The 15,325-nt window shown below is 70.8% G+C and carries 13 protein-coding genes; 9 read left to right on the forward strand and 4 right to left on the reverse strand.

The genetic code is table 11. The features are described from left to right. Nucleotides 1-38: 38 nt before the first annotated feature. Complete coding sequence (locus AB0959_RS25265) at nucleotides 39-425, reverse strand: RidA family protein (protein WP_366828810.1); 387 nt, start codon at nucleotides 423-425, stop codon at nucleotides 39-41. A gap of 107 nt (nucleotides 426-532) precedes the next feature. Between AB0959_RS25265 and AB0959_RS25270 the strand changes: the two genes are divergently transcribed. Beyond that, on the forward strand, nucleotides 533-1,432 hold the full coding sequence (locus tag AB0959_RS25270) for a LysR family transcriptional regulator (protein WP_366828811.1): 900 nt from the start codon (nucleotides 533-535) through the stop codon (nucleotides 1,430-1,432). 57 nt (nucleotides 1,433-1,489) lie between these two features. Further along, nucleotides 1,490-2,464 carry a hypothetical protein gene (locus tag AB0959_RS25275; protein ID WP_366828812.1) on the forward strand — a complete coding sequence of 325 codons (975 nt, stop codon included), beginning with the start codon at nucleotides 1,490-1,492 and terminating at the stop codon, nucleotides 2,462-2,464. Here AB0959_RS25275 and AB0959_RS25280 read toward each other — a convergent pair. Then, nucleotides 2,435-4,384 (reverse strand): DUF1996 domain-containing protein, encoded by a 1,950-nt coding sequence (locus AB0959_RS25280; RefSeq protein ID WP_366828813.1) that lies wholly within the window; start codon nucleotides 4,382-4,384, stop codon nucleotides 2,435-2,437. The two genes, AB0959_RS25275 and AB0959_RS25280, sit on opposite strands and share 30 nt — an antisense overlap. 503 nt (nucleotides 4,385-4,887) lie before the next feature. Between AB0959_RS25280 and AB0959_RS25285 the strand changes: the two genes are divergently transcribed. The 3 genes from AB0959_RS25285 to AB0959_RS25295 all read left to right on the forward strand — a co-directional run bounded on the left by AB0959_RS25285 (nucleotide 4,888) and on the right by AB0959_RS25295 (nucleotide 8,275). After that, complete coding sequence (locus AB0959_RS25285; protein WP_366828814.1) at nucleotides 4,888-7,206, forward strand: M4 family metallopeptidase; 2,319 nt, start codon at nucleotides 4,888-4,890, stop codon at nucleotides 7,204-7,206. A 224-nt stretch (nucleotides 7,207-7,430) separates the two neighbouring features. Further along, entirely contained in the window at nucleotides 7,431-7,811 is a 381-nt protein-coding gene (locus tag AB0959_RS25290; RefSeq protein WP_366828815.1) for a hypothetical protein, read from the forward strand. Further along, nucleotides 7,808-8,275, forward strand: a complete 468-nt coding sequence (locus AB0959_RS25295) for a peroxiredoxin (protein ID WP_366828816.1) — start codon at nucleotides 7,808-7,810, stop codon at nucleotides 8,273-8,275. Before AB0959_RS25290 ends, AB0959_RS25295 begins: the two co-directional genes overlap by 4 nt. A 161-nt stretch (nucleotides 8,276-8,436) precedes the next feature. Here AB0959_RS25295 and AB0959_RS25300 read toward each other — a convergent pair whose 3' ends face one another. Next, the gene (locus tag AB0959_RS25300; RefSeq protein ID WP_366828910.1) at nucleotides 8,437-8,727 is read right to left on the reverse strand and encodes a hypothetical protein; all 291 of its coding nucleotides are present in this window, start codon (nucleotides 8,725-8,727) and stop codon (nucleotides 8,437-8,439) included. On the opposite strand from AB0959_RS25300, the gene AB0959_RS25305 reads away from it, so the two are divergent. The 4 genes from AB0959_RS25305 to AB0959_RS25320 all read left to right on the forward strand — a co-directional run bounded on the left by AB0959_RS25305 (nucleotide 8,623) and on the right by AB0959_RS25320 (nucleotide 14,807). Then, complete coding sequence (locus tag AB0959_RS25305; protein WP_366828903.1) at nucleotides 8,623-11,271, forward strand: SpoIIE family protein phosphatase; 2,649 nt, start codon at nucleotides 8,623-8,625, stop codon at nucleotides 11,269-11,271. The genes AB0959_RS25300 and AB0959_RS25305 overlap by 105 nt on opposite strands. Before the next feature lie 70 nt (nucleotides 11,272-11,341). After that, nucleotides 11,342-12,556, forward strand: a complete 1,215-nt coding sequence (locus AB0959_RS25310) for a hypothetical protein (RefSeq protein ID WP_366828817.1) — start codon at nucleotides 11,342-11,344, stop codon at nucleotides 12,554-12,556. A 127-nt stretch (nucleotides 12,557-12,683) separates the two neighbouring features. After that, nucleotides 12,684-14,048, forward strand: coding sequence for an FAD-dependent oxidoreductase (locus AB0959_RS25315; RefSeq protein WP_366828818.1), 1,365 nt, complete (start codon nucleotides 12,684-12,686; stop codon nucleotides 14,046-14,048). Nucleotides 14,049-14,186: 138 nt separating this feature from the next. Then, on the forward strand, nucleotides 14,187-14,807 hold the full coding sequence (locus tag AB0959_RS25320; protein ID WP_366828819.1) for an L-threonylcarbamoyladenylate synthase: 621 nt from the start codon (nucleotides 14,187-14,189) through the stop codon (nucleotides 14,805-14,807). Here the strand turns inward: AB0959_RS25320 and grpE are convergent. Continuing rightward, nucleotides 14,793-15,323, reverse strand: a complete 531-nt coding sequence (grpE, locus tag AB0959_RS25325; RefSeq protein WP_366828820.1) for a nucleotide exchange factor GrpE — start codon at nucleotides 15,321-15,323, stop codon at nucleotides 14,793-14,795. The genes AB0959_RS25320 and grpE overlap by 15 nt on opposite strands. Between the last annotated feature and the right edge of the window lie 2 nt (nucleotides 15,324-15,325).

Raw genomic sequence — 15,325 nt, forward strand, 5'->3', positions numbered from 1 at the left:
GGTCGACGGGGTTCCGCGGCCGGCCCACGCGTCGGCCTTCAGCGGCCGCGCCGGGCGTACACCTCGATCTCGATCTTCATGCGGGGATCGTAGAGATCGCACATGAGCATCGTGGCGGCCGGACGGACCTCGCCGAAGGCCCGGCGCAGGAGCGGCCAGCAGGGCTCGAAGTCGTCGCGGTCGGGCAGCAGGTAGCGCACGCGTACGACGTCGGCGAACGTACAGTCGGCGTCGGCGAGCGCGGCTTCTATGTTGCGCAGGCACTGCCCGGCCTGCTCCACCACGTCTTCGGAGATCGTCATGGTGGCGTAGTCGAACCCGGTCGTCCCGGACACATGAACCCAGTCGCCGTCGACCACGGCACGGGCGTAACCGATCTGTTCCTCGAACGTCGAACCGCTGAGGATCGCGCGTCGCTCTGTCATGCGCCGCACGCTAGGTGACCAGTGCGGATACGTCTAATACGTGGAACGGCATGGACTCATACCACTGCCGATATCCCTGCTGATCTCTCTGCTGCTATTTCTGGGGTATGGACCGTCCCGAACTCCCGTTGCCGCAACTGCACGCGTTCGTCGTGCTCGCCGAGGAACTGCACTTCGGCCACGCGGCAGCCCGCCTGGGCATCGCCCAGCCCCCGCTGAGCCAGCAGATCCGCCGCCTGGAGGACAAGGTCGGCCACGCGCTGTTCAGCCGTGATCCGGGAGGTGTCGCCCTCACTCCGGCGGGCCGGGAACTGCTGCCTGCCGCCCGCCGGGCACTCAGCGCCGTTGCCGACGGCCTGGCCGCTTCGCGGGCCGTCGGCAGTGGCCGGACCGGACGGCTGCGGATCGGTTTCGCCGCCTCCCTCGCCCTGACCGTTCTGCCCGGCCTGCTGCGCACGCACCGCGAGCGGTTCCCGCAGGTGCGTCTCGACATCCACGAGATGACCACGGCACCCCAGCTCGCCGCCCTGCACGACCGGACCATCGACATCGGTCTGCTGCGCGAACCGCCCGCCGACGAGCCGCAGCTCGACTTCAGGACGGTTCTGAGCGAGCCCTTCGTGGCGGTCCTGCCGTCCGCGCACCCGCTCGCGGCCCGGCGCACCGTCCGAGTCGGCCAGTTGGCGGACTCGCCGTTCGTGCTCCTCCCCCGCGCGGTCGGACCGCAGTTGTACGACCAGATCACCGGTCTGTGCGCCTCGGCGGGTTTCACCCCCCGGGTGGCCCAGCACGCCGTGGAATGGCAGACCGTCTGCGCCCTGGTGGAGACCGGCCTGGGCGTCTCCCTGGCCCCGGCGAGCATCCGCCGCATCCGGCTCAAAGGGGTCGCCTTCCGCCGGATCGAACCGGCCACCGCCCGCACGCGGGTCGCCGTGGCCTGGCGCAAGGGTGACCAGAATCCCTTGGTCGCGCATCTGCTGGACACGGTGGGGAGTGCTCCTCCGTGAGATGATCGACCGCATGATCGAGACCTCCGCACGGAAGGGCGGCCTCCGCCCCGGCCGATGACGTGGCGGGAGGACGCCGTGGGCGACGGCGCCGCCATGACGATCCCCCTCACCCTCCTCACGTCGCTGCGGGCCGCCGCTCCCGCCCGGTGGCCGAGCCTGGACGCCGCGTTGTTCGCGGAGGTCCGTGAGGCCGCCCCGCGCCTGGACCCCGAGGGCATCGGGCAGTTGTGGGGGCGGGCACTGCACACGCTCGGGCGCGAGACCCACACGTATGCTCTCGTGGCCCGTCTTCTTGCCGATCCCATCACCCGGGACATCGGTGCCCAACTCGCCCGCGCGGCATGCCAACTGTGGCGTGCGGCAGCGGTGGAGCTGCTGCCGTTGCTCGTCCGGAGCGGCGGGCCACAGATCGGTCCGGCCTTCGCGGACGCCTTCCGCACGGCCTCGATCTCCGAGGAGGCGATGCGGGTGCACGGTGCTCTGCTGCGAGGGGTGCCCTTCGAGCCGTACCCGAAGCCCCGCCGTCCGCCAACTCCGACCGCGGCGGTGCCTGCTCACGACCCCGTGTCCGCCGCCGCGTTGCTCGCGGGGAAGCCCATCGGCGTCACCCGTCTCGACCGCGCCCCGGAGATCTTCGGTGTCTTGCTGGACGCCGGGCCGCTGACCTTCCGGCAGGCGGCCCAGTTGTACAACCTCACGTTCCGATGGCCGGGCCGCTCCCAGGCCCAGTGCGCTCCCGTCTGGCTGCGGCACGCGGGGCCGGGCGCGCTGCGGCGGCTCCTCGCCCTCATGACGCCGTACCTGGACGACTACGCGATCGGCGAGTGCTACCTGCGGGGGCTGGGGCGGATGGGGCCTCAGGCCTCGGCCGCGCTGCCGGACGTGACGGCCCTGATCGACCGCCGTACCCGCATCCCGTGCAACGACTCCACACCCGACGGCGAGATGGCACTGGACGAGCGCCTGCTGGCCGCGGCACTCAGTGCCCGCCGGGCGATGTCACCACGTCCTGCGGCGGATACGGCGTAGCAGCACGCTGCCGACCAACAGCAGCACACCTCCGATCGCGGCCGGCCACAGCCGGGCACCGGTGTCGGCGAGGTCGCCCGTGATCGCCTGCGGTGCGGTCCCGGAGCCGCCCGACTGGTCGGTGTAGCCCGTGGTCGGTTCAGGGCCGGGAGTGGCGCCGCCGGGATCGGCCGTGGAGGGTGTCTGCTCGCGGTGGGTGGCCGAGGGCAGCGCGTAGGTCCTGGGCTCCGCGCTGCCGCTGTCGCGACCCTTGCCGGCGCCGTTGTCGGCGTCCTCGTCTGCGGGCTGCTCCGCCTGCTCCGTCTGGTCGTCGTCCTGTTCGGGGGCCGGCTTGTTGGTGGCGGGGGCCAGGGTCTGCCCGCCTGATGCATCCTCACCGCCGGTGCCCGGCTCCGGGTTCCCGGCGGCGCCGGAGGCGGCGTCGCACTTCTGGCCGCTGTTGACACAGTCGACCATCTCGCGCATGAGGTCTTCGTCGAAGACGTTGATGAAGTCGCCGTGGTCGGTGACCGGCTTGTGCAACTGCTCGGGGAAGGAGTCGACCGCGAACAGCGGGGTCGTCCTGCCACCGTCGTCCAGGCTCGGCGCGTCGACGTCGTAGACGATGCGCTGGACGAGCTGCGGAATGGCGCGGAACCCGTTCGCGCAGGTGCCGTCCGCGTCGGCGAAGGCCACGTGGGTGCGGTGGTTGGCGCTGTCGATGTTGCGGCCGTCCCAGCAGCTCTGGAACCTGAAGGTGCGCACCACGTCGCTGCCCCGGGGACAGACGGGGTACTTGTCCTTCAACTGCACCTTGTTCTCGAAGCCGGTGCAGCTCCACGACGCGTTGGCGTTGGCGGTGCCGTTGACGAACGCCTTGGCGTCCCCGGTGATGATGCGCAGCAGCCTCGGCATCTCGGTGACCTTGCCGGCCGGGTTGCCCACGAAGGTCATCGTGACCTGCTTGGGCGTGACGATCTCGCCGGCGTTGCCCTCGATGCCGCCGCCGGGCGAGTCGGCGTCCTGCTCGCGGGTGCCGTTCTGCAGGCGCAGGACGGGCCAGAAGTAGGAGGACTTGTCGCCTTCCGCCTCACAACTCGTCCTGCCCTTCGTCAGGTCCTCGTCGCTCGCGAAGGCGTTGTTGGCCTGGTTGCCGACATAGTCGTGGAAGTGGTGGGCACCGTTGGAGACACCGGGGGCCACGATGACGTTGTCGGAGTTGAACAAGCCGCCCGCGTTCACACCGCAGTCGGTGGTGAAGGTGCCGCGGGAGGCGCCGCTTCGGGGTCGCGGCTTCTGGACGTTGGGCTGGACCGTGGTGATGTCCACGAAGTCGGCGGCGACGGGTCCGTTGCCCGCCTGGCCGCCGTTGCCGCTCTGGTCGGCGTTGTCGTTGCCCTGGCCCTCGCCCTGCCCCTGCCCCTCGTCCTGGTTCTGATCCTGGCCGCCCTGGTCGCCGCCGTCGTCCTGCCGGCCGGCGTCGCCCTGGTCGCCGTTCTGCCCGTCCTCCGGCCGGCCCTGGTTGCCGGAAGCACGGAACGTACAGGGGGCGAAGGCCTCCAGGCCCTGGGGACGGTCGCCCACGCGGTCGACGGCGATCAGGATCCGCTCGATCGTCGCGGCCCTCTTCTCCTTCAGCGGGTTCATGATCGCGGAGTCGGTGAAACCGCTGTCCTGCAGTTGGGCCCGCACGGTGCCCTGGAGGCGCTGATAGGCCTCGGCGACCTGCTTGTCCAGCAGGGCGAGTTCCCTGTCGACCTCAGGGCGTGCCTGGTCGGGCACCGCGGTCAACTGGCTGCCGACGTCAGGGCAGTCGATCGTGGCGGCTCCCGAGGCCGCCGCCCGGCCTGCCGTGCTCTGGGCCGTGCGCTGCGACACACCGTGGCTCTCGGTGGCCGAGGCGTAGACGTTCGCCACCACCAGCCCACCTCCGCCCAGCATCAGCGCGATCGCTCCAGAGGTTGCGCGCCGTGCGCCAGTCGGGCGTCTTCTGCGCGTGTTGCGGCTCAAGGGGTACTCCTACGCTTCGTCGCCGGCGGGGCATGAAAATCCCCAGCCGCATACGAAGCAGAAACCGCGCGCGTTCAACCGTTCCCGAAATTCACAGAAATCTCTCATGATGCGGCCGCGCGGGCGAGCGAAGAGTAGACACCGTCCCGCATGAGCAGATTCTTCCCGAGCCTCGGCACTTGTCCGGAAAGCGGAGGCGTGACCTCTGAGAACGGACACTTTCCGGCCATTCACTTGATGTGATCCTGACACAGGACCTTCACATCTGACACTCTGTGCCCACTCCGCACACCAGCGGCGCACGCGCACGCGCACCCGCATCGCAGTCCCGCACCCGCACCGCAGTTCTCCCTGCACGACCCGCGCCCGCTTCCGGGTGCCGGGCCCGTCGTTCGGCCGCTCGTCCAACGTCGGCCGTAGCACAAGGAGTCCGCGTGAGTTCGACCCCCCACAGACCGACCCGCAGATCGGTCCTCCGTTCCACCCGCAGCCGATCCGTGACCGCGGCCTCGCTCGTCGCGGCGGCGACCGTCCTGGCGGTCACGGCCCAGGGCGCCCCGGCGAGCGCCCGGAGCGACGACGCCGCCGACGCGCGACGCGTCGTGGCACCCGCCAAGCCCGACCGCGGGGCGTTGCCCGCGAAACTGACCCCCTCTCAGCGTGAAACCCTCATACGCGGCGCCGAGAAGGCCGCCGACACCACCGGAGACCGCCTCGGCCTGGGCGCCCAGGAGGAGTTGAAGGTACGGGACGTCGTCAAGGACGCCGACGGCACCGTCCACACCCGCTACGAGCGCACGTACGCCGGCCTCCCCGTGCTCGGCGGCGACCTCGTCGTCCACGCGTCGAAGTCCGGGGCCATCGACAGTGTGACCAGAAGCTACAAGCCGCTGCTGAAGGTGAAGGACCTCAAGCCGGAGGTGAGCCGGGCCGCGGTCGAGCGGCAGGCCGTCAAGGCGGCGCGGGCCGAGGGCTCCACCAAGGCCGCGGCGGACAGCACACGCAAGGTCGTCTGGGCCGCCAAGGGCACCCCGACGCTGGCGTACGAGACCGTGGTGAGCGGACTTCAGGACGACGGCACGCCCAGCGAACTGCACGTCATCACCGACGCGCAGAACGGCGACACGCTGTTCGAGTACGAGGGCGTGGACACCGGGACCGGCAACACGCGCTACAGCGGCACCGTTTCGCTCGGCACGAGCCAGTCGGGGTCGACGTACACGCTCACCGACGCCGACCGGGGCAACCACCGCACCTACGACCTGAACCGGGGCAGCTCCGGTACGGGCACCCTGTTCAGCGGGACCGACGACGTGTGGGGCGACGGCACCGCGGCCAACGCGGAGACGGCGGGCGCGGACGCGCACTACGGGGCGGCGCTGACCTGGGACTACTACAAGAACGTGCACGGCCGCGACGGTCTGCGGGGCGACGGGGTGGCGCCGTACAGCCGGGTCCACTACGGCAACAACTACGTCAACGCCTTCTGGCAGGACGCCTGCTTCTGCATGACCTACGGCGACGGCGCGGGCAACGCCAACCCCCTGACGTCGATCGACGTGGCCGCGCACGAGATGACGCACGGCTTGACCTCGGTCACCGCCGGCCTCAACTACAGCGGTGAGTCGGGCGGTCTGAACGAGGCGACCTCCGACATCTTCGCCGCTGCCGTCGAGTTCGCCGCCGGCAACTCCGAGGACGTCGGCGACTACCTGGTGGGCGAGAAGATCGACATCAACGGCGACGGCACGCCGCTGCGTTACATGGACAAGCCCAGCAAGGACGGCGCCTCACGCGACAACTGGTCCTCCTCTCTGGGTTCGATCGACGTCCACTACTCCTCCGGCCCGGCGAACCACTGGTTCTACCTGGCCTCGGAGGGCAGCGGCAAGAAGACCGTCAACGGGGTCGACTACGACTCCCCCACCTACGACGGTCTCCCGGTGACGCCGATAGGCAGGGCCAACGCCGAGAAGATCTGGTTCCGGGCGCTGACCACGTACATGACGTCCACCACCAACTACGCCGGTGCCCGCACCGCCACTCTGCAGGCCGCCGCCGACCTGTTCGGGTTCGGTTCGGAGACGTACAACAACACCGCGAACGCCTGGGCCGCGATCAACGTGGGCTCCCGGATCGTGGACGGCGTGACGGTGGTGCCTCCGGGCAGCCAGTACTCCCTGGTCGGCCAGTCGGTCACGCTCGACGTGCGGGCGTCGTCGACCAACGCGGGCGCTCTGTCCTACGCGGCCACGGGCCTGCCGGCCGGGCTGTCGATCGACGCCTCCACGGGCCGCGTCTCAGGGGCGCCGACCGCGGCCGGCAGCTTCACTCCGACGATCACGGTGACCGACGCGGCCGGGGAGACGGGTACGGCGAGCTTCGCCTGGACCGTGGACGAGGAGGGCGACGGCACCGTCTTCGAGAACACCTCGGACTACCAGATCCCCGACAACGACACCGTCGAGTCTCCGATCAACGTCAACCGCGGCGGCCCCGCCTCCAGCACGCTCAGCGTGGACGTGAAGATCGTCCACACCTGGCGCGGTGACCTGGAGATCGACCTGGTCGCGCCGGACGGCACGGCGTACCGGCTGAAGAACTCCTCCGCCTCCGACTCCGCCGACAACGTCAACGCGACGTACACCGTCGACGCCTCCTCGGAGACGGCCGCCGGGGTCTGGAAGCTGCGCGTGCACGACGTGGCCAGCCTGGACACCGGCTACATCGACAGCTGGAAGCTCACCTTCTGAGCACTGAGCACTGAGCACTGAGCACACGGTGCGGTGACGCATCGGGCACAACCAGTCGGGGGCTCGTCCTGCGGGGCGGGCCCCCGACCGGCTTCGGCGGCGGCCGTCAGTGACACTGGGGCCCGGCCGGATGAAGCGATCAACGGCCGACTACTCTGTGGCCGTTGGGGCCCTCGGGGACTGTCTCCGGGACTGCCTGAGTGCCGCCCCGGAGAAGGAGAAGCGTGTCCCGCTCGGAACGTTCGGCTCTGCTGCTCGCCGGTCTGCTGGCCGGGGCGGGCGTCTGTCACTTCGTCGTGCCCCGCCCGTTCGCCGCCACCGTCCCGCGCGCCCTGCCGGGGTCACCCCGCGCCTGGACGTACGCGAGCGGCGCGGCCGAACTGGCGCTGGCGGCCGGTGTCGCGCTGCCCCGCACACGACGGGCCTCGGCACGGGCCGCGGCGGCCTTCTTCGTCGGTGTCTTCCCCGCCAACGTCCAGATGGCCGTGGACTGGCGGCACCGTTCCGCACCGCTGCGGACGGCTGCCCTCGCCCGGCTTCCGTTGCAGGTTCCGCTCGTGCTGTGGGCACGGGGTGTCGCGAAGGGGCAGGAGGGCCGGTCATGACACGTGGTGTGGACGTCGGCGACAAGGTGGAGGACTTCGAGCTCCCGGACGAGTCCGGGACCGTGCGCCGGCTGTCGGAGCTGCTCGGCGAGGGGCCGGTGGTGCTGTTCTTCTACCCGGCCGCCCTGTCTCCCGGGTGCACCGCCGAGGCGTGCCACTTCCGTGACCTGGCCGCCGAGTTCGCCGCCGCCGGTGCGCGGCCCGTGGGGGTCAGCGGGGACGCGGTCGACCGTCAGCAGGAGTTCGCCGGGCGGCACACGCTCGGTTTCCCGCTGCTGTCCGACGCGGACGGGAAGATCCGTGAACAGTTCGGGGTCAAGCGCGGTTTCTCCCTGGCGCCGACCAAGAGGGTGACCTTCGTGATCGCGGAGGACCGGACGGTCCTCGAGGTGGTGCGCAGCGAACTGCGGATGAGCACCCACGCCGACCGTGCCCTGGCCGCGCTCCGCGACCGCGAGAAGTGATCCGGGTACGCGGCGGACAGTGACAACGCCCTCTCCTCGGGGCAACGCCGAGGACCTCCTCCACCTTGAGCGGGGCGGTGGCCGCGATGACTGTCTGTCACCGTGTGTGACGCCCCTCGCCTCCTGGCGCGGGGCAGTGTAGACATGGGCACATGATCCGACTATTGGGTCGAGCACGGGGTCGGTCGGCCCGTCGGTCCGGCGGTCCGCGCGGAGGACACCAGAGCGACCACGCCCGGCGAGCGCACGAGCAGCAGGACGCACACGACGCGCCACGCGAACCGGGCGATCGCCGGCGGCGGGACGATCGACTCGGGTGGCGGCCGGTCGCCGGGCTGCGGTCGGCGCTGGGCGGGCGCAGCGTCGCCGCCCAGGTGTTCCTGTTCCAGGTCGTGATCGTGCTGCTGCTGGTCGTGGCGGCCGTGGCAGCCCTCGTGCTGCAGGTGCGTCACGACAGCACCCAGGAGGCCCGCAACCGTTCGCTCGCCGTCGCCGAGACGTTCGCCAACGCACCGGGCACCCGGGAGGCGCTGTCCAGTCCCGATCCCACCGCCGTGCTGCAGCCGAGGGCCGAGGCCGCTCGCAAGCAGTCGAAGATGGACTTCATCGTGGTGATGAACACCGACGGCATCCGCTACACCCATCCCAAGCCGGATCGCATCGGCAAGAAGTTCGTCGGGAACATCGAGCCCGCGCTGCGGGGCCGCACCGTCACCGAGGAGATCAACGGCACCATAGGGCAGCTCGTGCAGGCCGTGGTGCCGGTCAAGGATCCCGACGGCACGGTCGTGGGTCTCGTCTCGGCCGGCATCACGACCGAGAACGTGGGCGGTGTGGCGGACCGGCAGCTGCCGATCCTCCTGGGCGCGGCGGCCGCGGCGCTCACCCTCGCCACGGCGGGCACCGCACTCGTCAGCAGACGGCTGCTGCGCCAGACCCATGGCCTGGGCCCGACCGAGATGACCAGGATGTACGAGCACCACGACGCGGTGCTGCACGCCGTCCGCGAGGGCGTGATCATCATCGACGGCGGGGGACGGCTGCTGCTGGCCAACGACGAGGCGCAGCGCCTGCTCGACCTGCCCGCCGACGCCGAGGGCCGGCACGTCCACGCCCTCGGCCTCGACGCGGACACCGCCGAGCTGCTGGCCTCCGGACGGGTCGCCACGGACGAGGTGCACCTGGTGGACGACCGGCTGCTGGCGATCAACCAGCGGCCCACGGACCTCGAGGGCGCCCCGTCGGGCAGCGTCGCCACGCTCCGCGACTCCACCGAGCTGCGCGCCCTGTCCGGCCGTGCCGAGGTGGCGCGGGAGCGCCTCAAGCTGCTCTACGACGCCGGGGTGGGCATCGGTACGACCCTGGACGTGACCCGTACCGCCGAGGAGCTGGCCGAGGTGGCCGTCCCCCGGTTCGCGGACTTCGTCACCGTGGACCTGTCCCACGCCGTGCTGACCGGTGAGGAGCCCGACGCGGGCACCACGATGCGCCGTACGGCGGTCGGCGGGATCCGCAAGGACGCTCCCCTCTACCCGCTGGGCGAGGAGATCGTCTTCGTCCCCTCCTCTCCGCAGGCGCGCAGCCTCGGCACCGGCCAGGCCCACCTCGAGCCCGACCTCGGCCGGGCGCCCTGGTGGATGGCACAGGACCCGGAGCGGGCCGCGAAGGTCGTGGAGTACGGCATTCACTCCCTGATCACCGTCCCGCTGCGGGCCGGCCCCCTGGTGATGGGCCTGGTCAACTTCTGGCGCTCGGAGAAGCCCGAGCCCTTCGACCCGGAGGAGGTGGCCCTCGCCGAGGAACTCGTGGCCCGGGCCGCGATCTCCATCGACAACGCACGCCGCTACACGCGCGAGCACGCCATGGCCGTGACCCTGCAGCGCAGTCTGCTCCCGCGCAGCCTGCCCGAGCAGAGCGCCCTGGACCTCGCCTACCGGTACCTGCCCGCACAGGCAGGGGTGGGCGGCGACTGGTTCGACGTACTGCCGCTGTCGGGCACCCGGGTCGCGGTCGTGGTGGGTGACGTCGTCGGCCACGGGCTGCACGCCGCGGCCACGATGGGCCGGCTGCGGACCGCGGTCCACAACTTCTCCTCCCTGGACCTGCCGCCCGACGAGCTGCTGGGGCACCTGGACGAACTGGTGGGCCGCATCGACCAGGACGAGGCGGAGGAGGGGAGCGGTGCCGCGGTCACCGGCGCCACCTGCCTGTACGCGATCTACGACCCGGTCTCGCGGCACTGCACCCTGGCCCGGGCCGGTCATCCGCCGCCGGCGGTGGTCCTTCCGGACGGGAGTGTCGAGTTCCCCGAGGTGCCGGCCGGTCCGCCGCTCGGCGTGGGCGGTCTCCCGTTCGAGACCGCCGACCTGGAACTGCCGGAGGGCAGTCGCCTGGTGCTGTACACGGACGGGCTCGTCGAGGACCGGGAACGGGACATCGGCGTCGGCCTCGAGCTTCTGCGCACGGCCCTGGTCCAGGCAGGCACCGACGCCTCTCCGGACGGCGCCTGCCGGGCCGTGATCGACGCCCTGCTGCCGGGCCGGGCGAGCGACGACATCGCCCTCATCGTCGCCGACACCCGCGCACTGGACGCCGGCCGTGTCGCCGACTGGGAGGTGCCGTCCGACCCGGCGGCCGTCGGCCAGGTGCGTGCCTCGGTGTCCCGGCAGTTGTCGGAATGGGGGCTCGAACAGCTGGAGTTCACGACGGAGCTGATCCTCAGCGAGCTGGTCACCAACGCGATCCGGTACGGCAGCGGTCCCATCCGGGTCCGTGTGCTGTACGACCGCAGTCTGATCTGCGAGGTCTCCGACACCAGCAGCACCTCGCCCCACCTGCGCTACGCCGCCGACACGGACGAGGGAGGCCGCGGCCTGTTCCTGATCGCTCAGCTCACCGAGCGCTGGGGCACCCGCTACACCCCCGAGGGCAAGGTCATCTGGGCCGAACAGTCCCTGGCCGGAGGGTTCAAGGCTGACTTCTTTTCCGGTGTGTGAATTACCGGTGCCCGACGTGCGCGGACCATACTGGGTCTGTCCGCCGACCCCCACCTGCGCAGAGTGATCCATGGCCAAGTCCCCCACCGCCCGTGCCACGGCTCCCGACACCGTCTGGCTCTCCCGAGGGCGCCACGTCGGCTCAGGCGCCGAGGAATCCGTCCGGCAACGGCTGACGGGACTGAAAGACGACGGGGAGATCGACGACCACCTGGAGTACGACGCCCCGCTCGACGACGTGGAACGGCACGCCTTCGAGGCGCGTTGGCGGGTCGCCGACGACGTCGTGGTGCGGGCACGGCTGACCATCGGCCCCCCGAGCGACATGGACGACGCACGGGAGTGGGTGCTGGTCGCGGAGGCGGACCGGCCCTGGGAGCTCGACTGGCCGTCGCCCGCCGCCATGTTCTGGCCCGAGGACGCCTCGTGGGACCACGACCTGGTTCCGGGGCTCCGGTTCCGTGAGTCCAATGCGCTGCCCGCGGACGAGAAGGACCTCAAGCGCCTGCTCAAGGACTGCGGCCGCAACACCTGGAGCATCCACGTCGTCGTCCACGAGGCCATGACGCCCGATCAACTCGGGCAGCGTCCCCTGGCACCGCTGATGCCCGCCAGCCTGCGGCACCGCATCGTGGAGCACCGGGCCGCTCCCGACCAGTACCGCATCGTCAACTGGGCGCTCTACGACCTGGGAGTGCGGGTGCCGCGCGGCGGCGCCGTCGTGCTGCCCGGGGCGCCGCCCCGCCCCGGTTACGAGGACCACGACTTCACCGTACGCAGTGTCTTCCTCGACGGTTCGAAGCCCACGGAGCTCATCGACAGACTGGTGCGCTACGCCGGGCTGCCCAGGCCGCTGGCGCCGTGGGCCGAGCAGGCCACGGCCGAGCTGCGGGACGACTGGCACTTGTACACCGTCGACGAGGCGCGGGCCCTGGTGGCCCAGTACTCCGAAGCCCTGAAGGCCATGACCAAGTCGCGCGACCTGTACCGCGAGGCCGCCGAACGCGCCCATGAGGCGCTGGCCGCCTTCCGGGAGGGCTCGGCGACCCCGGCGGTCCCCGCGGCGCGGGAGGAGCCGCGCAAGCGTGGGGGCTTCTCCCTGCGCGCGCTGACGAAGCCGCTGGAGCGTGTGGGAGGCGGGGGCAAGCTGCTGCGCCCGACGGGCAACGAGGCCCCGGCTCCCGAGACGGACTCCTCGGGCCGCAAGGACGACAAGGGCGGCGAGGACGGTGAGCCGTCCAACTCCGGTGCGGAGTCCGGGTCTTCGGAGCGCGGCACCCCGTGATCGGGGACCACTGCGCCCCATAAGATCACTTTATGGGGTCATCAACCGGACCCCCGTACCAAGTAAGGCTTGCCTTAGCTTAAGGTTGCCGTCGAGATCGTCATCACCGCTCGAAGGGAACCTCACCATGCCCCGCCCCCTGCGGGTAGCCATTGTCGGAGCCGGACCTGCCGGGATCTACGCCGCCGACGCGCTGCTGAAGTCCGACGCGGCCGCCGACCCCGGTGTGTCCATCGACCTCTTCGAGCGGATGCCGGCGCCGTTCGGACTGATCCGCTACGGCGTCGCCCCCGACCACCCCCGCATCAAGGGCATCATCACGGCCCTGCACCAGGTGCTCGACAAGCCGCAGATACGTCTCTTCGGCAACGTCGACTACCCGCACGACATCAACCTGGACGATCTGCGCGCCTTCTACGACGCGGTGATCTTCTCCACCGGGGCGACGGCCGACCGGGCGCTCGACATACCCGGCATGCAGCTCGACGGCTCCTACGGGGCTGCGGACTTCGTGTCCTGGTACGACGGCCACCCGGACGTGCCGCGGACCTGGCCGCTGGAGGCCGAGAAGGTCGCCGTCCTCGGTGTGGGCAACGTCGCGCTGGACGTGGCGCGCATCCTCGCCAAGACGGCCGACGAGCTGCTGCCGACGGAGATCCCGCCGAACGTCCACGACGGTCTCAAGGCCAACAAGGCCCTGGAGGTCCACGTGTTCGGCCGCCGTGGACCGGCGCAGGCGAAGTTCAGCCCGATGGAGCTGCGCGAGCTGGACCACTCCCCCAACATCGAGGTCATCGTCGACCCCGAGGACATCGACTACGACGACGGCTCCATCGCCACCCGGCGCGGCAACAAGCAGGCCGACATGGTCGCCAAGACCCTGGAGAACTGGGCCATCCGCGACGTCGGCGACCGGCCGCACAGGCTGTTCCTGCACTTCTTCGAGTCGCCCTCCGAGATCCTCGGCGAGGACGGCAAGGTCGTCGGCCTGCGCACCGAGCGCACCGAGCTCGACGGCACCGGCAACGTCAAGGGCACCGGCACCTTCAAGGACTGGGACGTCACCGCCGTCTACCGCGCCGTGGGCTACCTGTCCGACAAGCTGCCCAAGCTGCCGTGGGACGTCGACTCGGGCACCGTCCCCGACGAGGGCGGCCGGGTGATCGAGGAGACCGGCGCGCACCTGCAGTCGACGTACGTCACCGGCTGGATCCGGCGCGGTCCCGTGGGCCTCATCGGACACACCAAGGGCGACGCCAACGAGACGGTCGCCAACCTGCTGGACGACTTCGCGAACGGCCGTCTGCACGAGCCCGCCTCGCCCGCTCCGGAGACCGTGGACTCCTTCCTCGCCGAGCGGAACGTCCGCTTCACGACGTGGGAGGGCTGGTACCGCCTCGACGCCGCCGAGAAGGCGCTGGGCGAACCCCAGGGCCGCGAGCGCGTGAAGCTCGTGGAGCGGGAGGACATGCTCAGGGAGAGCGGAGCGTAGGGCTCCGCCGGGCTGTTGGGGGACTGCCGGTTTTCCTGAGGCTGCGGGTCGTCCGTGGCTGGTCGCGCAGTTCCCCGCGCCCCTTACGGGGCACGACCCTTTCGTGATGCGGCCCCGACTTGGGCATAAGCTCGGCAGATGGCCAAGTACTACGACGTGCACCCCGACAATCCCCAGCCGCGCTCCATCAGTCAGGTGGCTCACAGCATCCGTGAGGGTGCCCTCATCGCGTATCCGACGGACTCATGTTTCGCTCTGGGATGCCAGCTGGGCAGTCGTGACGGCATCGAGCGGATCCGCTCGATCCGGAACCTCGACGACCGTCACCACTTCACCCTCGTCTGCGAGAACTTCGCGCAACTGGGCCAGTTCGTGCACGTCGACAACGACGTGTTCCGCGCCATCAAGGCCTCCACGCCCGGGAGTTACACCTTCATCCTCCCCGCCACGAAGGAGGTGCCGCGCAAGCTGATGCACCCGAAGAAGAAGACCGTCGGCGTGCGCATCCCGGACCATGTCGTGACCCACGCGCTGCTCGCGGAACTCGGCGAGCCGCTCGTCTCCAGCACGCTGCTCCTGCCCGACGAGGAGGAGCCGATGACCCAGGGCTGGGAGATCAAGGAGCGCCTGGACCACGTGGTCGACGCGGTGGTCGACTCCGGTGACTGCGGGACGGAACCGACGACGGTGATCGACTTCTCCGGCGGGGAGGCCGAGATCGTCCGCCGGGGCGCGGGAGACGTCTCACGGTTCGAGTGACGGCCCTCCGGCTTGGCCCGTCCCGGTCAGGTCGCGCCGGAGGCCCGGCTTTCCGCCCGGCGGAGGCGGCCCGGTGACCTCCACGTGCGCCGGGCGCAGGAGCCGGCTGCCGAGCCGGTAGCCGGGGCGGAGGACCGTCGTGCAGGTGAGGCGGTCGGCGTCCGGCGAGACGTGGTGGGCCAGGGCGTCGTGGCACGTGGGGTCGAAGGGATCGCCCTCCTCTCCGAACGCCTCCAGCCCCAGCGAGCCGGCCTGGCTCTCCAGGGTGGCGGCGATCTCCTTGAGCCCCGGTGTCATCGGCTCGTGCTCGCACGCGCGGTCCACGGCGTCGAGCACCGGCAGGAGGGCGCCCAGGACGTTGACCACCGCGATCTCGCGCACGGCCATCCGATCGCGCCGGACCCGCTTGCGGTAGTTGTCGTACTCGGCCTTCACCCGCTGCAGGTCGGCGGTCCGCTCCCGCAGTTCCTCCCGCAGGCGCCGCGACTCCGTGCTCCGCGGCCGGACGGTATCCATCT

Origin of the sequence: Streptomyces sp. NPDC046862 (genome assembly GCF_040704615.1) — a bacterium.
In the GTDB taxonomy this organism is placed as follows: Bacteria; Actinomycetota; Actinomycetes; order Streptomycetales; family Streptomycetaceae; genus Streptomyces.